The sequence below is a fragment of the Streptomyces sp. MBT53 genome, from assembly GCF_016654115.1.
Lineage (GTDB): Bacteria > Actinomycetota > Actinomycetes > Streptomycetales > Streptomycetaceae > Streptomyces.
Map to the genome: position 1 here is coordinate 16562 of NZ_JAEQAZ010000087.1, position 18993 is coordinate 35554.

The following is an 18993-nucleotide window of genomic DNA, read 5'->3' on the forward strand; positions in this document are numbered from 1 at the left end:
CGATCTCGCACAGAGGACGTTGCGCCAGTCACCGCGATCGACCCGATCGACTCAGTGGATCACGGCCTCCGGGAGCCGCTCCGGAAGGCGCCGCCACTTCTCCGCCACGACGACCCCGGTCAGCCGCCAGCCGTCGTGCGTCCGCAGCAGCGCGAACTCGTAGCGTCCGCCGCACACGAAGTCGGGCGCGGTGGAGGTGTCGTCGGGGTCCTCCTTGGCGAAGCGCATCGGATTGATGTAATCGGCCTGGACGAGCGCGGTGTCGTCGGTGTTCTGGTCCAGGGTGCCGAAGCGGATGCGCCGGTTCACGATCAGATGCTGCCGCATCGGGAACAGCCGCATGCTCTCGGCGAGCCACCCGGCGATCTCCTCCGCGTCCCCCTCGATGCCTCCGGCGGACCGGTAGTCGGCCCGCCCGTTCGGTGCGAACAGTTTTCGGTACGCCTCCCAGTCGCCGTCGTCCACCGCCACCGCGTACTCGGTGATCACTTCGTCCACGGCCAGCCGGTCCATCACGATCGCCAGTTCCACACGCTGCGTCATCGGCCAAGTGTTGGTCACGCGGTGTGTCGAGCCAAGGGGTACGCGGGGACAACGTGGGGAACATTCGGTGGTGTTCGGACAGGCGTGCGCCCCGAGGGTGGCCGGATACCTCAGTCCCGCTGCCCGTCGGCGGGCGCTTTCAGCAGCCGTTCCAGCTCCTGGCCTGCCTCTTCGTGCCCGGCGTCGGAGATCCGCCGCAGCTCGCGCAGGTCCCCGGCCGCGCTCGCGCGCCGGGTGAGGAGGAACCCGGCACGCGGGGATCCCTCGTCCAGCAGTTCGCTCAGTTCCGCCAGGTCACCGGCCTCGTCGGCGAGGTCGGCCAGCCGGTCCAGGGCGGTCTCGTTGCCCTCGTCGGCCAGCTCGCGCAGGGTCTCCCGGTCGATGTTCGTGTTCGTCATGCCCCCATGCTGCGACCCTGCCCCAGGGGCGGGGTCAAGTGGGACGATGGCCGGGTGATCACCATCGGACAGTTGGCCGGTTATGTCGGAGTCTCGGTCAAGACCGTCCGCGTCTATCACGCCAAGGGACTGCTCCCCGAGCCCGAACGCGACGCGTCCGGATATCGCCGCTACGGCGCGCACGACGCCGTCGACCTGATCAAGATCCGCACACTCGCCGAAGCCGGCGTCCCCCTCGCCCGGATCCGCGAGCTGAGATCGGCGGGCGAGCCGGAGTTCCGGCGGGCACTGCGCGACATCGACGACGACCTCACCGCCCGCATCCGCGACCTGCGGGCAACGCAGGGGCGGCTGCGCCGGCTCGCCGCCGGAGACCTGACACCGCTGCCCGACGAGGTGGCCGCCCACCTGGGGGACCTGGCCGGCTGGGGATTCACCCCGCGCTGGGTGGACCTGCAACGCGACCTGTGGATCCTCGTGTTCGCCACCCACCCCGACGAGGCGACCGCCCTTTTCCACGACCAGGCCGGGACATTGGCCGACCCGGCGCTGCGGCAGCTCTTCCTGGACTACGACCGCGCGCACGACCTGGCCCCCGACGATCCCCGCGTCGACGACCTGGCCCGCCGTATCGCCGAGGCACACCGGGAACGCTACGCGGGCGCCGAACCGCCCGGGCCGGCCGCGGACTCGGAGATCCCCGCCCTCGTCCAGGGCACGGTCAACGCCTCGTCCCCGGCCTGGCGGCGACTCGACACACTCATCCGGACACTCATCCGGGCCCGGCTGGGACCGGCGACCACCTGAACTGCTCCGCTCCTGAAGGGAAGTACGCATGAAACGTCTCGTCACGGTCGTCACCGGAGGCAGCCGGGGAATCGGCGCCGCGACCTGTCTGCGGCTCGCGGAGGACGGTCACGACGTGGTCGTGGGGTACCTCCGGGACGCGAAGGCGGCCGAGCAAGTGGCGGACAGGGTACGGCAGTCCGGGGTACGAGCCGTGTGCGTGGGCGCGGACACGTCCGTCGAGGCGGACGTGGAGCGGCTGTTCACCTCGGCGGAGCAGCAACTCGGGCCCGTCACCGGGCTGGTGAACAACGCCGGGGTGACCGGCCCCTTCGGCCGGCTCGCGGACATCGACACCGCCGACCTGCGCCAGATCGTCGAGGTCAACCTCCTTGGCACACTGCTGTGTTCACGCCGTGCCGCGCAGACCATGACGGCCCGGGGCAACGGCGTGATCGTGAACGTGTCGTCGTCCGCCGCCACCCTCGGCAGCCCCGGGGACTACGTCCACTACGCCGCGACCAAGGCCGCCGTGGACACCCTCACCATGGGCCTGGCCAAGGAACTCGGCCCCGACGGCATCCGCGTCAACGCGGTCGCACCCGGCATCGTCGACACCGAGATCCACGCGAGAATGGGCGACCCCGACCGCGCACGACGCGTGTCCGCGTCGATCCCGCTGCGCCGCCCCGGGCAGCCCGAGGAGATCGCCGCGGCCATCGCCTGGCTGATGTCACCGGACGCGTCGTACACGACGGGCACGGTGGTGCGGGTGTCGGGCGGACGGTGAGGGCGGCGACCGGGTCGGTGCTGAGGCCGGTGCCGGGGTGTGGCCGCCCGCCGCTCAGGCTGCCTCGATGACCCCGTCGCGTATCGCGGCGGCCCACTCGACCACCAACAGCTCGTATTCCTCCCGCTCCTGGGTGGAGAGCGACCCGCCCGCACGCAGCCAGAGAGCCCGGATCTGCTCGTTCACCTCGTAAGCAGACCGCACGGAACCAGGGGTCACGGAATCGGGGGACATGCGGAACAGCCTAGGGGCAAGGACTGACACTGCGCTACCGGACGGCTACTCAAACCGTATGGGGTTGGTCACGGGCGCGGTGCGGGCGTTCAGTCGACCCAGGTGACGACGTACTGCGAGTGCTGCGCGGCAGCTCGGTAGAACTCCCGCATGGCGACGAAGTGTTCGGTGAGGTGGGCCCGTACGTCGCCGTCGAATCCGGCATCGAACCCGCAGGCGGTGGCCGCCTCTTCGGTTGACGTCGGCAACTCCGAGAGGAGGTCGTCGAGTCGGATGCGGTCCAACGCGGCGGCGATGTCGGTGACGGCGGTCGGGGTGAGCAGGCGGGGCGGGTCGCCGAAACCGTCGTAGAACTTCTCGTGGTCCAGGAATTCCGCATCCCCGTCAGGGTCACCCGTGACGGCGCGGTCGAGCAGCGCGATCACCTGCGGGTCGGCGCCGGTCGAGCGGCAGTGGTGGATGAGGCCCCATATCGCCCAGTCCGTGTCGAGCAGGCAGGTGTCCGGCGGGTCCCAGCCCGGGGAGGCGTCGGGCGAGGCGAGTGCCGAGGCACGGCAGTGGTCGAGGTACTCGGACGTCACGCGGGCGAACTGCTGGGTCAGGGGCATCAGTTGGCTCTCCCTCGCTGCTCGGCCCACACTCGCGACCAGTCCAGCAACGGTCCCATCGCCGTCACCAGGTCCGTGCCCAGCGGGGTCAACTGCCAGGCCCCGTCCGGCGTCTGACCCGCGATGTCCGCCTCGCGCAACTCCGTGAGGCGGGTGGACAGGACGCTGGAGGACATGGCGTCGCAGTGCCGTTGCAGATCGCGGAAACCGATCGGGGCGGGGTGGCGGTGGAGTTCCCAGATCACGCGGAGGGTCCAGCGCCGCCCGAGCAGATCGAGCGCGGCCATGACGGGACGCCCGGTGTCCGATCCGCGAACGGGGCGGCCAGGAGCGGGGATCGGTTCCAACAGGGCCTCCTCGCCGGACTCTTGGCGATCTCCTGAATCACTCTTGCTGCTGACTCATTCTTGCTCCCGACTCACTCTTGCGCTTCGATTTCAGAAGCGCAAGAGTCGGTGGACATGAAACAGCGCATCGAAGGAGTCACCCCGCCCTACACCCCCGACACCGACCGCGCCCTGCGCCGCTGGATGCCGCCCGGCGTCGCCCGCGAACCTCTCATGCTCTTCAAAGTCCTCGAACGCCACCCCGAACTCGCCTCCCGCATGCGGGCGTTGGGCGCCGGACTCCTCGTCCACGGCCGCCTGAGCACCGCCGACCGCGAACTCGTGATCGCCCGGGTCTGCGCCCGCGCGGGCTGCGCCTACGAGTGGGGCGTCCACATGGCGGCGTACGCCGAAGCCGCCCAACTCACCCCGAAGCAGGTCGCGTTGACCGCGACCGGTACCCCGGACGACCCGGCCTGGTCGCCACGGCAGTCCGCGCTGCTCCGGGCCGTCGACGAACTCGACGCGGGCGCACGGCTGAGCGACCCGGTCTGGTCCGGCCTGCGGGAGCACCTCGACGAGCCCGAGGCCCTCGAACTCCTCGTACTGGCCGGGTGGTACCGCACGATCGCCTACGTCGCCAACGGCGTCGGGATCGCCCCCGAGCCCTGGGCCCTCGCTCTGCCCGAGCGGTAGTTCAGCCCGCCGACTCGGCCGCGTGCGGGCTGAGCACGCCCGCCGTCACCAGCGCGATGATCACGATGCCGAGGGCGATGCGGTACCAGACGAACGGCATGAAGCTCTTGTGCGAGATGAACTTCATGAACCAGGCGATGACCGCGTATCCGACCGCGAACGCGATCACCGTCGCGAACATCGTCGGACCCCACGCGATGTGTCCCTCCTCGGCCGCGTCCTTCAACTCGAAGGCGCCCGAGGCCAGTACGGCCGGCATGGCGAGCAGGAAGGAGTAACGGGCCGCCGCCTCACGGGTGTAGCCCATGAACAGGCCGCCGCTGATGGTCGCGCCCGAGCGGGAGACGCCGGGGACCAGCGCCATCGCCTGGCAGAGGCCGTACAGCAGGCCGTCCTTGGCGTTCAGGTCCACCAGTGTCTTGCGCTGCTTGGGTGCCCGGTGCCGGCCGCCCGTCTCGTCGCGGGCCGCGAGGCGGTCGGCGACGCCGATGACGATGCCCACCACGATGAGCATGGTGGCGGTGATCCGCAGATCCCGGAACGGTCCCTCGATCTGGTCCTTGAGCGTGACCCCGAGCACACCGATCGGAATGGAGCCGACGATCACCAGCCAGCCCATCTGGGCGTCGTGGTCGCGCCGCATCTCCTTGTTCGTGAGCGACCGGAACCACGCGGCGAGAATCCGCCCCACATCCTGGCGGAAGTAGATCAGCACCGCCGCCTCCGTACCGAGCTGGGTGATCGCCGTGAAGGCCGCGCCCGGGTCCTTCCAGCCGGAGAAGGCCGCCGTCAGCCGCAGATGCGCACTGGACGACACGGGCAGGAACTCGGTCAGCCCCTGGACGAGTCCGAGGATGAGGGATTCAAACCAAGACATGGAGTTACGGCGTCCAAGTGCTGCTCGCGGAAGGGCAAAGGACACACCAAAACGCCGCGCACGGTGATCGAGTGTGTGTGAGGGGCAGCGTAGCGTCCCGGTGTGACAGGCCGGACACAGGGGTTTCGCGGGCGGTCGGGCGACTCCGGGTGCGTGGTGTTGACCAGGCGCGGGGGCGGCGCATACGTTGCAGCGGAGGAAAGCGCTTGCTGGACGCGCTCGCTGTCTCCGGAGGAGTGCTGATCACGCCCATGTCCACACCCGCCACCAACCCCGGGGCGGGCCGGCCCCCGGCCCCCCTTGCCGGGCGACGCATCAGGGCCGCCGTGGTCGGCGCCGGTGCCATCGGCCGCGGCTCGCACTTCCCCGCGCTCGCCCGGCTCGCCGAGGAGGGCGAGACCGAGGTGGTCGCAGCCGTTGACATCGATGCCAACTCGGTCGAGTCCTTCTGTGCCGAGGCGGGGATTCCGCACGCCTACACCGACCTGGAGCAGATGCTCCGGGAACAGCGGCCCGACCTCGTCACCATCTGCACCCCGCCCACCCTGCACCGCGCGCAGACCGTCGCCGCGCTGCGGGCCGGCGCCTGGGTCTGGTGCGAGAAGCCGCCGGTGCCCACGCTCGCGGACTTCGACGCCGTGGAGGACGAAGAGGGCCCGGCAAAGGGGACGCCCGGGGGGCCGTACGCCTCCATCGTCTTCCAGCACCGGTTCGGCTCGGGCACCCGGCATGTGCGCCGGCTGCTCGCCGAGCAGGCCATGGGCCGGCCGCTCGTGGCGCACTGCCAGACCACCTGGTACCGCGACACCGCCTACTACGCCGTGCCCTGGCGCGGACGCTGGGCGACCGAGGGCGGCGGTCCCGCCATGGGACACGGCATCCACCAGATGGACCTGCTGCTCGATCTGCTCGGGCCGTGGAGCGAGGTGAAGGCCATGGCCGGGCGGCTGGTCCACGACGTGGAGACCGAGGACGTCTCGACCGCCCTGGTCCGCTTCGAGAACGGCGCGATGGCGACCGTCGTCAACAGCGTCCTGAGCCCCGACGAGGTCAGCCGCATCCGCATCGACTGCGAGCGCGCCACCGTCGAACTCACCCACCTGTACGGCCACAGCAACGACAACTGGCGCGTCACCCCCGCCCCGGACGTCCCGGGCGAGGAGGCCGCCGCCTGGCAGAACTTCGGTCCCGACGTGCCGAGTTCGCACCTGGAGCAGCTGCGGGAACTCGTCGTCAGCATGCGGGCCGGCGAACGCCCGCGCGCCAGCGGCACCGACGGGCGCACCAGCCTGGAGCTGATCACCGCGCTCTACAAGTCGGCGTTCACCGACACGACCGTACGGGCTGGCGACATCGGCCCCGGTGACCCCTACTACACGGCGCTGCACGGCGGCGCCCCCGGCTGGGCGCCCGTGGCGCGCGAGGAGGTGTCGGCATGACCGGCCTGCGTATCGTCCATGCCCACGGCGACCGCGTCACGGTGACCGAACCGGCCACCGGCGTCGAGCTGTTCAGCTACGTCTACCGGCCCGAGGCGGCCTGGGAGGCGCCGAAGCCGTACCTCCACCCGATCAGAACGCTGGCCGGCGACATCGTCACGGACTACCGGCCCAACGACCACCGCTGGCACAAGGGCCTGCAGTTCACCGCCTCACATCTGTCGGGCCAGAACCTGTGGGGCGGCAACACATACGTTCACGGCGAGGGGTATCTCGAACTCCCAGAGCGGGTCGGGTCGATGGCGCATGTCGCCTTCGACGAGATCGACACGCACATCGACTCGGGCGACGAGCGTCTGGTCATCGCCGAACGGCTGACCTGGCACCCGTACAGCGGTGAGCTCTGGGCCGACGAGCGGCGCCGGATCGAGGTGCACGACGTCGACGTGGAGTCGGGGTCGTGGGCACTGACCTGGACGAGCTCGGTGACGAACCGCCGTGACGAGCCCCTGCTGTTCGGCAGTCCCACCACCCACGGGCGCGAGGCGGCCGGCTACACCGGCCTGTTCTGGCGCGGCCCGCGCGCCTTCCGTGACGGCCGCATCATCGGCCCCGACGGCGAGGGCCCCGGGCTGATGGGCTCCCAGGGCCCCTGGCTCGCCGTCTCCGGAGAGCACGACGGCACCGACGGCCACGCGACGGTCGTCTTCGCGCACGCCCCCGAGAACGACCACACCGGCGCCGAGGGCGCCCACCCCGCCCACTGGTTCGTACGCAACGAGCCGTTCGCGGGCATCGCCCCCTCCTTCGCCTTCTACGACGAGCTGGTGCTCGACCCCGGCGACACACTCACCCGGCGCTACCGCGTCGTCGTCGCCGACGGGGCCTGGGAGCGGGAGGAGATCGCCAAGTACCTTGAGGCGCGGCCGTGGTGAGCACCGAGAGTTTCGGCTTCGGCGGAATGCCGGGAGGAGTCGCCGTCTCGCATCTGTCCGTCTACGACTGGCCGGCCGAGGTCGATGGTGCGGGCAGGGTGTGCGGCGGAACTCCCCATATGCACCTGACCTGTTCGGAGGGGTACGTCGTCACGGGCGGGCGCGGTGCGGTGCAGACGCTCACATTGTCCGGCGTAATGTCCGGCACAGCATCCGGGTACGAGGTCACACCGCTCGCGGCCGGAACCGTCGCCTGGTTCACGCCCGGGACCATCCACCGGCTCGTCAACGAGGGCGATCTGCGCATCACCGTCCTCATGCAGAACAGCGGGCTGCCCGAGGCGGGCGACGCGGTGCTCACCCTGCCGCCCCGGTACCTCACCGACCCGGAGACGTACGCCGCCGTCACCGTCATCCCGGCCGACGCGCCCGAGGCCGAGCAGGAACGGATCGCCCGGGCCCGCCGCGACCTCGCCCTGGAGGGCTACGAGGCGCTGCGCTCCGCCGAGGGCCCGGAAGCGCTTGCCGCCTTCCACCGGGCCGCCGCCGCGCTGGTACGGCCCCGGCTCGCGGAGTGGCGCGAGCGCTGGGAGCGGGGTGCGCGGGCCGCCGCCGCGGCCACGGGGGAGCAGCTCGACCGGCTCGACCGGGGCGACTTCTCCCACCTCGCCGACGCCGCCGTACGGGCCGAACAGCCTTCGGCGTACGGGAAGTTCGGGATGTGCGGGCGGTTGGACGTCTACGACGTTTAGGCCGCTGTCGGGCCCGTGACGGTCCAGCCCGATACCTGCGGGTGGGCCGTCAGGTCCTCGTGGCGGACCGGGGCTCCGCAGGCCGTGCAGGTGACGGCCGGGACCAGTTCGTTGCCACAGATGTGCTCGATCACCATGGGGCGGTCGAGCAGATCCTTTCGGAGATGACGATCGCCCCATGCCATGAGGGTCATCAGCACCGGCTCCAGTTCGAGACCCGCCTCGGTGGGCCGGTACTCGAAGCGCTGCGGGTGTTCGCTGTACGTCCGCCGGGTCAGGATCCCGGCGTCGACGAGGCGGCGCAGCCGCGTGGCCAGGACGTCGCGCGGGGCACCGATGTTGCGGACCAGCTGGTCGAAGCGGCGATTGCCCAGGCACACCTCCCGCAGGACGAGCAGGGAGTACTTCTCGCCGACGAGTGCGAGGGCGTCGGCGATCGAGCAGGGGCGCGGGTCTTTGGGGGCGGCCATGGTGTTCAGTTTAGGGGAGGGTTTGATTTTCCAACTGACAGAGCTATGGTGAGTTTGGATTTCCTACTGACTGGTAATCGTGGAGGCCTGCATCATGCGTGACGCAGTGATCGTCGAAGCCGTACGCACCCCCGTAGGCAAGGGCAAGCCGAACGGCGCCCTCGCCCAGGTCCACCCCGTCGAACTCCTCTCGCACACCCTGCGCACCCTCGTCGAGCGCACCGGGATCGACCCGGCCCTCATCGACGACGTCATCGGCGGCACGGTCACCCAGGTCGGTGAGCAGTCCGTCAACATCACCCGGCAGGCCGTCCTGTCGGCAGGCTTCCCGGAGTCGGTGCCCGCGACCACGGTGGACCGCCAGTGCGGCTCCTCCCAGCAGGCCGTGCACTTCGCGGCGCAGGGCGTGCTCTCCGGGGCGTACGACCTGGTCGTGGCCTGTGGCGTGGAGTCCATGGGGCGGGTGCCGATGGGGTCGGCCGTGCTGCCCGGCACGGACCCCTTCGGCCCCGGAGTCGCCGCACGCTACCCGGAGGGTCTCGTCCCGCAGGGCATCAGCGCCGAACTCATCGCCGCCAAGTGGTCGATGACACGCGATCAGTTGGACGACTTCGCGCTCTCCTCGCACCACAAGGCTGCCGCCGCCTGGGACGCGGGCCTCTTCGAAGCCCAGGTGACCCCCCTGGCGGGCGCCTCGCGCGACGAGTGCGTACGGCCGGGCAGTACAGCCGAAGCTCTGGGCGGCCTCAAGCCCGCCTTCTACGACCCGAGTTGGGCCGAGCGCTTCCCGCAGATCGAGTGGAACATCACCGCAGGCAACTCCAGCCCGATCAACGACGGTGCCTCAGCGGTCCTGATCACGTCGAGCGAGACGGCGGCCCGGCTCGGGCTTCGTCCGATCGCCCGGCTGCACAGCTTCGCCGTGACCGGCTCCGACCCGCTGCTCATGCTCACCGGTGTCATACCGGCCACCGAGAAGGTGCTGCGCAGGGCCTCGCTCACCCTCGACGACATCGACCTGTTCGAGGTCAACGAGGCGTTCTCCAGCGTCGTTCTGGCCTGGCAGCAGGAGACGGGCGCCGATCTCGCCAAGGTCAACGTGCACGGCGGGGCCATCGCGATCGGCCATCCGCTCGGGGCCAGCGGCACCCGGCTGACGACCACGCTCGTGCACGCGATGCGGGACCGGGGAGCGCGTTACGGGCTGCAGACGATGTGCGAGGCGGGGGGTCTCGCCAACGCGATGATCATCGAGGCTGTCTGATGTGTTGACGTGTCACCGGGCGCGCAGGTGGTGGCGCTTGCGCCAGGCCACCACCGCGCCGCCGAGGGCCGGCAGGGCGATGCAGGCCATGGCGATCAGGAAGGCCGGGGACGTGGGGCTGGATGCACGGGCGCCGGCGACGACGTACGCGGCGGTGTTCGGGAGCGAGCCGAGTGCCGTCGCGACCAGGAACGGCATCCAGCGCATCCGGGAGACGGCCGCGCAGTAGTTCACGCCCCAGAACGGCAGTCCCGGGAAGAGCCGGGCCGCCATCATCGAACGGAAGCCGTGCTTGCTGAGCTGCCCGTCCGCCGCCTTGAGCCACCGGCCCCGCAGCAGCGGGCGCAGCGCGTCCTGGCCCAGCACACGGCCGAGACCGAAGGAGATCCCGGCCCCGAGCACCGTGCCCGCCAGCGCCGAGGCGGTGCCCATCTGGGAGCCGAAGAGCGCGCCCGCCGCGAGGTTGAGCAGCGGGCGCGGCACGAACGCCACGCTGCACAGGCCGTAGGCCGCGGCGAACACCAACGCCGCCATGGCGCCGGTGAGTTGGGGCGGCCAGCCGTCCGAGAGGAGTCTCTGCGGGTGGAAGAGCAGCACGGTCGAAGCCGCCCCGGCGAGCAGGACGAGCAGCAGCGACAGCCGGGACCACGGTGAGAGCAGGGCTCTCGTGCAGCGCGCGGTGAACCCGGTCGGGGCGACGGGCAGCACGGGCGCGACGGAGACGACGGAGGTGGCCGTGGGGACGGTCACGACTGCGGCGAGTTCCGTGCCGGTGAGCTGGGCAGGGGCCTGGGGAGTGGCCGTGGCGGTGCCCCCAGAGCGGGTGCCCCCAGAGTCGGTGGCGGCATCGGCGAGCATGTCGGCGACCCTAACCGACCTGTGTATGTGATCGCCGTATGGTTCGTCTCATGAGCGTCACAGGTGCGGGCACCCCGAAGGTGCCGGGCAGTGTTCTCGCCGACACCGTGCTGGAGCGGCTCACCGTCGTGTACGCCGCCGCGGCCGACCCCGAGCGGGCCGTACCCATGCGGGCCTACATGAAGGACATCGCGCCCTACCTGGGCCTGACCACACCCGTACGCAGGGCTTTGTCCCGCACGGTCCTGGAGGGCACGCCCCGCCCCGACGAGACCGACTGCACCGCGATCGCGCTGCGCTGCTGGGAACTGCCGGAGCGCGAGTACCAGTACTTCGCGGTGGACTATCTGCGCCGGCATGTGAGGCACTGCACGTCCGGCTTTCTGCCGGTCGCCCGGTATCTCGTCTCCACGGTCCCCTGGTGGGACACCGTCGACGCACTCGCCTCCCACGTAGTGGGAGGCCTGGTCGCCGCCGATCCGCGGCTGACGGCCGACATGGACGCCTGGATCGTCGACGACGACCTGTGGGTCGCCCGTACGGCCCTGCTCCACCAGTTGCGCTACAAGGAGCGCACCGACACCGAACGCCTCTTCGCGTACTGCCTGCGTCAGTCCGGGCACCCCGACTTCTTCATCCGCAAGGCCATCGGCTGGTGCCTGCGCGAGTACGCGAAGACGGACCCGGAGGCGGTACGGGGCTTCCTGGCCCGGGAGAAGGGGCGGTTCGCGCCGCTGTCGGTGCGCGAGGCCCTGAAGAACATCGGCCCCTGAAGAACATCCACTCCTGAAGAACATCCGCCCCTGACGAACATCGGCTCCTGAAGCACGACGCTCCCTCAAGTCCCCGCTGCTGATAAATCGTTCGACGTGGGGCAAAGCGTCGGCAATGATCGGCGTCATGTTCCGGTACGCCTTCCACCTCGCAGCATCCGCGGTCGCGGATGCCCCGAAGGCTGCCGTTCCCGCACTCGTTCTCGTTCCTGTTCCAGCGGCCGCAGTCGACGGCGCCCGAAGCTGACCCTCTCCGGATCGTCCGGCGGACCCCGCAGGGGGAGGGTCGGCGAGTCCTCGGGGTCCCCGCAATCCACTTCACCAGGCTTCGAGGTACCGCCATGTCCAAGACGGCATACGTCCGCACGAAACCGCATCTGAACATCGGCACGATGGGCCATGTCGACCACGGCAAGACCACCCTGACCGCCGCCATCACCAAGGTCCTCGCCGAGCGCGGCGCGTCCACCTTCGTCCCGTTCGACCGGATCGACCGGGCGCCGGAGGAGGCCGCGCGCGGCATCACCATCAACATCGCGCACGTCGAGTACGAGACCGACACCCGGCACTACGCGCACGTCGACATGCCGGGCCACGCCGACTACGTCAAGAACATGGTCACCGGGGCCGCGCAGCTCGACGGGGCGATCCTTGTCGTCTCCGCGCTCGACGGGATCATGCCGCAGACCGCCGAACACGTGCTGCTCGCCCGGCAGGTGGGCGTCGACCACATCGTGGTCGCGCTCAACAAGGCCGACGCGGGCGACGAGGAGCTCACCGACCTCGTGGAACTGGAGGTCCGCGAGCTGCTCACCGCGAACGGCTACGGCGGCGACTCCGTACCCGTCGTACGGGTGTCCGGCCTCAAGGCCCTTGAGGGGGACCCCCGTTGGACGGCGTCGATCGACGCGCTGCTCGACGCCGTGGACACGTATGTGCCCATGCCCGAGCGGTACCTGGACGCGCCGTTCCTGTTGCCGGTCGAGAACGTGCTCACCATCACCGGGCGCGGAACGGTGGTCACGGGCGCGATCGAGCGCGGCACGGTCCGGGTGGGCGACCGGATCGAAGTGCTCGGAGCCGCCGTCGACACGGTGGTCACCGGCCTGGAGACCTTCGGCAAGCCCATGGCGGAGGCGCAGGCCGGCGACAACGTGGCGCTGCTGCTGCGCGGGGTGCCGCGTGACGCGGTCCGCCGCGGGCACATCGTGGCGGCGCCCGGCAGCGTCGTCCCCAGCCGCCGTTTCTCGGCGCGGGTGTACGTCCTGTCGGCCCGCGAGGGCGGCCGTACGACCGCGGTGTCGACCGGTTACCGGCCGCAGTTCTTCATCCGCACCGCGGACGTGGTCGGCGACATCGACCTCGGTGAGACGGCGGTCGCACGGCCCGGGGACACCGTCACGATGTCGGTCGAGCTGGGCCGTGAGGTCCCGTTGGAGCCGGGGCTCGGCTTCGCGATCCGCGAGGGCGGCCGGACGGTCGGCGCGGGCACGGTGACAGAGGTCGGCTGAACGAGCGAGGTGCCCGTCCCTGCGGGGGCGGGCACCTTCGCGCGTTAGAGGCGGGGTGGTCCTGCCGGTGTCTGCCGGGCGACCTGCGGCGGTCATTGTCAGTGCCGTGCGCAAGACTTGATCGCGGAGGCAGTCGTGGCGAGTGCATGGAGAGGTGGGGGCACCATGGCGGGCAAGGCACTTGTGCTGGGCGGCGGGGGCATCAGCGGTATCGGCTGGATGGCCGGGATGCTGTACGGGCTGGGCGAGGCGGGCGTGGATCTCGGCGACGCCGACGTCGTGATCGGTACATCGGCCGGTTCGGCCGTCGGCGCGCAACTGGCGGCGGGCACGCTCAAGGAGCTCTACGAGCGTCAACTCGCGGCCCCCGAGGGCGAGATCCCGGGCCGGCTCGGGGTCGGCCTGCTGTTCCACTACGCGCGGGTGGCCCTGACCTCGCGCACTCCCGAGGCGTACGGCCGGAAGATCGGCCGTATGGCACTCGCCGCCAGGACACCCGACGCGGCGGCCCGGCGCGCCGCGATAGCGAGCAGGCTCGTCTCGCCGCAGTGGCCCGATCGTGCCCTTCGCCTCACCGCCGTGGACACCGCGACCGGGGAGCTGCGGGTCTTCGACAAGGACAGCGGGACGGCCCTGGCCGACGCGGTCGCCGCGAGTTGCGCGGTTCCCGGTGTGTGGCCCCCGATCACCATCGAGGACCGGGTCTGGATGGACGGCGGCATCCACTCGCCCGCCAACGCCCACCTCGCCGAGGGCTATGACCGGGTCGTCGTCCTCGCCCCGATGGCCGTGGGCGGCGGCCCTCTGGCCTCGGCCGCGGACCAGACGCGGCGGCTCGTGGAACAGGGCGCCCGCGCGGTCGCCGTCCGTCCGTCCCCGGAGGCGAAGCAGGCGTACGGCCGCAACCCGCTCGACCCGGCGGTACGGGCGCCGGCCGCGCGCGCGGGGCGGGAACAGGCGGCGGCGCACGCGGCTGAGGTGGGGGAGGTGTGGGGGGTCTGACGGAGCCGTACGACCGCGGCCTCTCGCCGCACTCCGCCCCGGCACAATGGATCCGTGAACGAGCCCATACCCGTGACCCGGGACGTTGATCACGGGACCGCCAAGCTGATGCCCGACGTGGACCGGGCGCGGGCCTGGCTGCTGACCGTCGACGGGGCGCCGCAGTCGTATGTGGACCTGGACGCGCCGACGCATCTGGAGTTCGAGTACGCGCGGCGGCTCGGGCATGTGCTGGACACCGTCGCGGAGCCGGGGCGTCCGCTGGACGTGGTGCATCTGGGAGGTGGGGCGCTCACGTTGCCCCGGTACCTGGCGGCGACCCGGCCCGGTTCGCGGCAGGACGTCGTGGAGGCCGACCGGGGGCTGCTGGAGCTGGTCGCCGAGCATCTGCCGGTGCCGGACGGTGCCGGTGTCACCGTGCACGGCGCCGACGCCAGGGCGTGGCTGGAGGCGGCGCCGGACGGTTCGGCGGACGTGGTGGTCGCGGACGTGTTCGGCGGGACGCGGGTTCCGGCGCACTTGACGTCCATGGCGTACGCCCGCGAGGCCGAGCGTGTGCTGCGGGCCGACGGGTACTACCTCGCCAACCTCGCGGACTCCGCCCCCTTCGCGTTCCTGCGCGCCCAACTCGCCACGTTCGGCGCGGTGTTCGGGGAGCTGGCGCTGATCGCGGAACCGGGTGTGCTGCGCGGACGCCGGTTCGGCAACGCGGTGCTCGTCGCCGCGCACCGGCCGGTCGACACGGTGGCGCTGACCCGGCTCGTGGCTTCGGACGCCTTCCCCGCGCGGCTCGAACACGGGGTCGCGGTACGGGAGTTCATCGGCGGCGCGCGACCCGTCCGGGACGAGGACGCCGTACCGTCACCCGAGCCCCCCGACGGAGCGTTCGGGATCGGCTGAGCCGTTCGCGACCCCCGGTTCCTCGTGGGCGGTCGGTCCGGTGCGCCGCCGTAGGTTCCGTACCTCCGGTACGCACAGGGCTCCCGCCGTGACCAGGGCGACCAGGGCCGTGCACCCCCACAGGGCCGCCGTCCGTCCGAAGGCCGACTCCGCGGGGCCCGCCGCCGCGGCGGCGACCGGCATCAGCGCGATCGAGCCCAGCCAGTCGTACGCCGCGATCCGGGAGAGCTTCTCCTCGGGGATCTCCTGGTGCAGTGCCGTCATCCACGACACCCCGAACACCTCGACGGTCGCTCCGGCGACGAACATCACCACGCACAGGACACCGACCGGCACCGGTATCGCGAGCGCGGCGGACGGCAGGGCCAGCGGGAAGATGCAGAGCATGCCCGCGAGGAGCAGCCTGCGGGGTTTCCAGCGGGTCATCAGCAGGGCGCCGGCGACCGTGCCCGCGCCGAACGCGGCCAGGGCCAGGCCCCAGGGACCCGCGCCGCCGAGGCTGTCCCGGGCGACGAGCGGGCCGTAGACGCCGTCGGCCGCGCCGACCACCGCGTTGGCGACGGAGAACGCCAGGACGACGGACCACAGCCAGGGTCGGCCGATGAACTCCCGCCAGCCGTCCCGGAGATCGGCCAGCATCCCGCCACCCGGTGCGCGCACCGGTATGTGGCTCACGTCGAGGAAGGAGCGCAGCGCCCCGGCGACCGCGAACATCGCCGCGTCGAGGGCCAGCACCCAGCCGGGACCGACCGCCGCGACCAGCGCGCCGCCGAGGGCCGCACCGCCCAGGGACGCGCCCTGCATCGCCGTCCGGAACACCGCGAAGGCCTTGCTCGCCTGCTCCCCGCTCACCGTGGACATCAGCATGCCCTCGGCCGCCGGACCGAAGAACGCCTGCCCGGTGCCGCCGAGCGCGGTCAGCAGCATCATCTGCCACAACCGCGGCTCGCCGGCGAGGACCAGTACCGCGAAGGCCGCCTGCGACACACAGCTGAGGGCGTTGGCCGCGACCATCACCCGGTGCCGGGGTATCCGGTCCGCGAGCGCGCCGCTGATCAGCAGGAACACCACCAGCGGCAGCGTGCGCGAGGCGGCCACCAGTCCCACGTCACCGCTGTCGCCGCCCGCGTCCAGCACCGCGAACGCGGCGGCGATCAGCGCACCGCTCCCACCGAGCCCGGTCGCCACCGCGGCGGTGGTCAGCAGGGTGTAGTTGCGGCCCGCCCAGTCGGGACGGTGCGGGTGACGGAGGGCGGCGGTGTCGTTCACCGGCCGACTATCGCCGCCCGGGCCACGGCCTGCCAAACCATTTGCTGCCAGAATCCGGCCAACCCGTCACGGCGTCAGCTGGTGCTGCCCGTCGGGTCCCCGTGCAGCCGTACGGTGCTGAGGATCTTCTGGATCGTGGCGTCCGGGATCTCCTCGCTGACGCCCTTGGCGCCGTAGAGGGTCCAGGAGACGAAGTCGCCCGCCGAGTTCTTGAAGGCGAACGTGGTCGCCTTGCCGTCCGAGGAGCACTTGCCGGACTTGGGCACACCGGTGGTGTACGAGGTGGCGACGCTGCCGGCGACACCGGACTTCGTCGTGTACGACTTCGCCGCGCCGATCTTCAGGTACTTCTTGGAGGAGTCCTTCTGGTCCGTGTACCCGCCGAAGGCGAACGCGGCGGCGTCACCGCGCGCGGTGCTCGCGGTGTCCTTCGCGCCGTCCTCGCCCTTGGTGCCGCTGGACGCCAGCGACGAGGTCTCCTTGGTGCCGTCCTTGTTGTCGTCGGACTCGCACCAGTTCTGCTTCAGATAGGCGGGCGCGGAGAAGCCGATGTACGGGGAGCCGTCGCCCTTCTGCTCGTCCTCGAAGAAGGTGAAGGTGCCCGGCGTGCCCACTTCCCAGTCGGCGGGGACGTCGAAGGCGGTGCCGTACTTCTGGTTGACGACGACCTTCCAGCCCGCGACGGTCGGCTGCTCGGTCTCGGTGCCGCGCGGGTTGTCGTCGGAACCGGAGGAGGAGGCACTCGGGTCCGCGGAGGCCGAGGGTGACCGGCTCGACGTGTCCTTGCCGCCGTCCGCCTTGTCGTCCTTGTTCCCGCCGAGGACCAGGAATCCGGTCACCCCGGCGGCCACGACGACGGCCGTGGCGGCGACGATCGCGACCAGCTTCGTCCGGTTCCCGCCGCCCCCGCCCTGCGGCGGCTGCGGTCCGCCCGCGGGGCCCGGAGCGCCCCACTGGGGCTGCTGCCCATAGGGGTTGGGCTGCTGGTAGCCGGGCTGCTGATACGGATTCGGCTGTTGGTACCCCGGCTGCTGGTACGGGTTCTGTTGCGGGTTCTGCTCGCCCCCGGGCGGCTGCTGTCCTGGCCACATGGGCAGTAACCCTAGTGCGGCACGGGACACGGTTGGGTCACCGCCCCTTGTCAGGGTCGTACCAACCGGGGACCGGACGGTGTTTGCCGGCGCACAGGTCTGGTCCGAATTGGCTACTCATGGGTAACATGCCGTCCATGAGCGCAGATCAGATGTCCATCGGCGAGTTGCTCGCCGCCACGGTGCCGATGGTTCGCACGCTGAACCTGGAGTACCTGGAGACCAGTCCCGAGCGGGCCGTGCTGGCCCTGCCGGACCAGAGCGAGTACCGCAACCACGTCGGCGGGCCGCACGCCGGCGCCATGTTCACCCTCGGCGAGTCCGCCAGCGGCGCGATCGTCCTCGCCGCCTTCGGCGACCAGCTCTCGCGGGCCGTGCCGCTCCCGGTCAACGCCGAGATCGCGTTCAAGAAGATCGCCCTGGGCCCGGTGAAGGCCACCGCGACCCTCGGCCGTCCCGTCGCCGACGTCGTCGCCGAACTCGACGCGGGCGAGCGCCCCGAGTTCCCGGTCACCGTCGCCATCCAGCGCGAGGACGGCGCCGTGACGGGGGAGATGACGGTCACCTGGACGCTCCGGCCGAACGGCTGACCGTCACGAGGCAGGCGTGAGGGCCCGGTTGTCGCTACGGCGTCACCGGGCCCTCGTGTGTGCGGAGTTCAGGCCGCGAGCTGCTCGTTCTCGCTCGCGCCGCCTTCGATCCCCGCCACGAATTCCTTGAGCCACGCGAGGAATTCGGGTCCCAGGTCCGGTCGGTCGCAGGCCAGTCGGACCACCGTGCGCAGATAGTCGGCCTTGTCGCCGGTGTCGTAGCGCAGGCCCTTGAAGACGACTCCGTGGACCGTGCCGCCCGCGGCCAACTCCTGAAGGGCGTCAGTCAGTTGGATCTCGCCGCCGCGGCCGGGCGGGGTGCGTTCCAGGGTGGGGAAGATCGCGGGGTCGAGGACATAGCGGCCGATGACGGCGTAGCGGCTGGGCGCGTCCTCGCGGGACGGCTTCTCGACCAGGCCGGTGACGCGTACGACACCGTCCTCGCCGGTCGGCTCGACGGCCGCGCAGCCGTACAGGTGGACGTGTTCCTCCGGGACTTCCATCAGGGCGACCACGCTGCCCGCGTACCGCTCGCGGACGTCCAGCATCTGGCTGAGCAGGGTCTCGCGCGGGTCGATCAGGTCGTCGCCGAGCAGGACGGCGAACGGCTGGTCGCCTACGTGGTGGCGGGCGCAGAGCACCGCGTGGCCGAGGCCGAGCGGGTCGCCCTGGCGGATGTGGTGGATGTCGGCGAGGCGCGCGGGATCGCGTACGGCGTCCAGGCGCACGGTGTCGCCCTTGGCGGCCAGGGCCTGTTCCAGTTCGAAGGCGTGGTCGAAGTGGTCCTCGATGGCGCGCTTGTGCCGGCCTGTGACCATCAGGATGTCGTCGAGTCCGGCCGCCGCGGCTTCCTCGACGACGTACTGGATCGCGGGCTTGTC

Annotated in this window: 23 protein-coding genes; 12 read left to right on the top strand and 11 right to left on the bottom strand. The window is 71.1% G+C overall.

From position 1 onward, the window contains the following. Positions 1-51 precede the first annotated feature (51 nt). Together JHN45_RS28360 and JHN45_RS28365 are read right to left on the bottom strand one after the other, a co-directional pair. Complete coding sequence (locus JHN45_RS28360) at positions 52-543, bottom strand: nuclear transport factor 2 family protein (protein WP_200710568.1); 492 nt, start codon at positions 541-543, stop codon at positions 52-54. A 110-nt stretch (positions 544-653) separates the two neighbouring features. After that, positions 654-941: a hypothetical protein gene (locus tag JHN45_RS28365; protein WP_200710567.1), complete on the bottom strand. Its 288-nt coding sequence runs from the start codon at positions 939-941 to the stop codon at positions 654-656. 54 nt (positions 942-995) lie between these two features. On the opposite strand from JHN45_RS28365, the gene JHN45_RS28370 reads away from it, so the two are divergent. Both JHN45_RS28370 and JHN45_RS28375 read left to right on the top strand, forming a co-directional pair. Then, the gene (locus tag JHN45_RS28370) at positions 996-1748 is read left to right on the top strand and encodes a MerR family transcriptional regulator (RefSeq protein ID WP_200710566.1); all 753 of its coding nucleotides are present in this window, start codon (positions 996-998) and stop codon (positions 1746-1748) included. A gap of 28 nt (positions 1749-1776) precedes the next feature. After that, entirely contained in the window at positions 1777-2517 is a 741-nt protein-coding gene (locus JHN45_RS28375; protein ID WP_200710565.1) for an SDR family NAD(P)-dependent oxidoreductase, read from the top strand. A gap of 54 nt (positions 2518-2571) precedes the next feature. Here the strand turns inward: JHN45_RS28375 and JHN45_RS28380 are convergent, their stop codons facing one another. The 3 genes from JHN45_RS28380 to JHN45_RS28390 all read right to left on the bottom strand — a co-directional run bounded on the left by JHN45_RS28380 (position 2572) and on the right by JHN45_RS28390 (position 3646). Further along, a complete protein-coding gene (locus tag JHN45_RS28380) occupies positions 2572-2751 on the bottom strand; it encodes a hypothetical protein (RefSeq protein ID WP_200710564.1) in 180 nt (59 codons plus the stop codon). 89 nt (positions 2752-2840) lie between these two features. Then, the gene (locus JHN45_RS28385) at positions 2841-3359 is read right to left on the bottom strand and encodes a DUF1877 family protein (RefSeq protein WP_201051278.1); all 519 of its coding nucleotides are present in this window, start codon (positions 3357-3359) and stop codon (positions 2841-2843) included. Then, complete coding sequence (locus JHN45_RS28390; protein ID WP_201051280.1) at positions 3359-3646, bottom strand: helix-turn-helix domain-containing protein; 288 nt, start codon at positions 3644-3646, stop codon at positions 3359-3361. The genes JHN45_RS28385 and JHN45_RS28390 overlap by 1 nt, the downstream gene beginning before the upstream one ends. Positions 3647-3820: 174 nt before the next feature. Here JHN45_RS28390 and JHN45_RS28395 point away from each other — a divergent pair, with 174 nt between their 5' ends. Next, positions 3821-4381 (top strand): carboxymuconolactone decarboxylase family protein, encoded by a 561-nt coding sequence (locus JHN45_RS28395; protein ID WP_201051282.1) that lies wholly within the window; start codon positions 3821-3823, stop codon positions 4379-4381. Between the two features lies 1 nt (position 4382). On the opposite strand, the gene JHN45_RS28400 is transcribed toward JHN45_RS28395, so the two are convergent. Continuing rightward, positions 4383-5258, bottom strand: coding sequence for an undecaprenyl-diphosphate phosphatase (locus tag JHN45_RS28400; protein ID WP_200710560.1), 876 nt, complete (start codon positions 5256-5258; stop codon positions 4383-4385). Between the two features lie 251 nt (positions 5259-5509). Here JHN45_RS28400 and JHN45_RS28405 point away from each other — a divergent pair, with 251 nt between their 5' ends. Genes JHN45_RS28405 through JHN45_RS28415 form a run of 3 tightly spaced genes read left to right on the top strand, consistent with a single transcriptional unit; the run spans position 5510 to position 8384 of the window. After that, positions 5510-6697, top strand: a complete 1188-nt coding sequence (locus JHN45_RS28405) for a Gfo/Idh/MocA family protein (RefSeq protein WP_201051311.1) — start codon at positions 5510-5512, stop codon at positions 6695-6697. Then, positions 6694-7632, top strand: coding sequence for a PmoA family protein (locus tag JHN45_RS28410; RefSeq protein ID WP_200710559.1), 939 nt, complete (start codon positions 6694-6696; stop codon positions 7630-7632). Before JHN45_RS28405 ends, JHN45_RS28410 begins: the two co-directional genes overlap by 4 nt. A 26-nt stretch (positions 7633-7658) precedes the next feature. Further along, positions 7659-8384, top strand: a complete 726-nt coding sequence (locus JHN45_RS28415; protein ID WP_201051313.1) for a cupin — start codon at positions 7659-7661, stop codon at positions 8382-8384. Here the strand turns inward: JHN45_RS28415 and JHN45_RS28420 are convergent. Next, entirely contained in the window at positions 8381-8854 is a 474-nt protein-coding gene (locus JHN45_RS28420; RefSeq protein ID WP_201051284.1) for a helix-turn-helix domain-containing protein, read from the bottom strand. The genes JHN45_RS28415 and JHN45_RS28420 overlap by 4 nt on opposite strands. 94 nt (positions 8855-8948) lie before the next feature. Here JHN45_RS28420 and JHN45_RS28425 point away from each other — a divergent pair, with 94 nt between their 5' ends. Then, positions 8949-10118: a thiolase family protein gene (locus tag JHN45_RS28425; protein WP_201051286.1), complete on the top strand. Its 1170-nt coding sequence runs from the start codon at positions 8949-8951 to the stop codon at positions 10116-10118. 12 nt (positions 10119-10130) lie between these two features. Here the strand turns inward: JHN45_RS28425 and JHN45_RS28430 are convergent, their stop codons facing one another. Beyond that, positions 10131-10976, bottom strand: coding sequence for a TVP38/TMEM64 family protein (locus JHN45_RS28430; protein WP_200710556.1), 846 nt, complete (start codon positions 10974-10976; stop codon positions 10131-10133). Positions 10977-11026: 50 nt separating this feature from the next. On the opposite strand from JHN45_RS28430, the gene JHN45_RS28435 reads away from it, so the two are divergent. From JHN45_RS28435 to JHN45_RS28450, 4 genes are all read left to right on the top strand, one after another. Further along, positions 11027-11749 carry a DNA alkylation repair protein gene (locus tag JHN45_RS28435; protein WP_201051288.1) on the top strand — a complete coding sequence of 241 codons (723 nt, stop codon included), beginning with the start codon at positions 11027-11029 and terminating at the stop codon, positions 11747-11749. 341 nt (positions 11750-12090) lie between these two features. Next, positions 12091-13260 carry an elongation factor Tu gene (gene tuf, locus JHN45_RS28440; protein WP_200710554.1) on the top strand — a complete coding sequence of 390 codons (1170 nt, stop codon included), beginning with the start codon at positions 12091-12093 and terminating at the stop codon, positions 13258-13260. 165 nt (positions 13261-13425) lie between these two features. Beyond that, positions 13426-14262 carry a patatin-like phospholipase family protein gene (locus JHN45_RS28445; protein ID WP_201051295.1) on the top strand — a complete coding sequence of 279 codons (837 nt, stop codon included), beginning with the start codon at positions 13426-13428 and terminating at the stop codon, positions 14260-14262. 54 nt (positions 14263-14316) lie between these two features. Beyond that, positions 14317-15162, top strand: coding sequence for a spermidine synthase (locus tag JHN45_RS28450; RefSeq protein WP_201051304.1), 846 nt, complete (start codon positions 14317-14319; stop codon positions 15160-15162). Here the strand turns inward: JHN45_RS28450 and JHN45_RS28455 are convergent. Both JHN45_RS28455 and JHN45_RS28460 read right to left on the bottom strand, forming a co-directional pair. Next, positions 15124-16431, bottom strand: coding sequence for an MFS transporter (locus JHN45_RS28455; protein ID WP_201051306.1), 1308 nt, complete (start codon positions 16429-16431; stop codon positions 15124-15126). The two genes, JHN45_RS28450 and JHN45_RS28455, sit on opposite strands and share 39 nt — an antisense overlap. 74 nt (positions 16432-16505) lie before the next feature. After that, entirely contained in the window at positions 16506-17522 is a 1017-nt protein-coding gene (locus JHN45_RS28460; RefSeq protein WP_200710550.1) for a hypothetical protein, read from the bottom strand. 152 nt (positions 17523-17674) lie between these two features. Between JHN45_RS28460 and JHN45_RS28465 the strand changes: the two genes are divergently transcribed. Then, positions 17675-18112, top strand: coding sequence for a DUF4442 domain-containing protein (locus JHN45_RS28465; RefSeq protein ID WP_200710593.1), 438 nt, complete (start codon positions 17675-17677; stop codon positions 18110-18112). 68 nt (positions 18113-18180) lie between these two features. Here the strand turns inward: JHN45_RS28465 and JHN45_RS28470 are convergent. After that, positions 18181-18993 (bottom strand): UTP--glucose-1-phosphate uridylyltransferase (locus JHN45_RS28470; protein WP_201051307.1); only part of this gene is annotated, 813 nt, incomplete at its 5' end.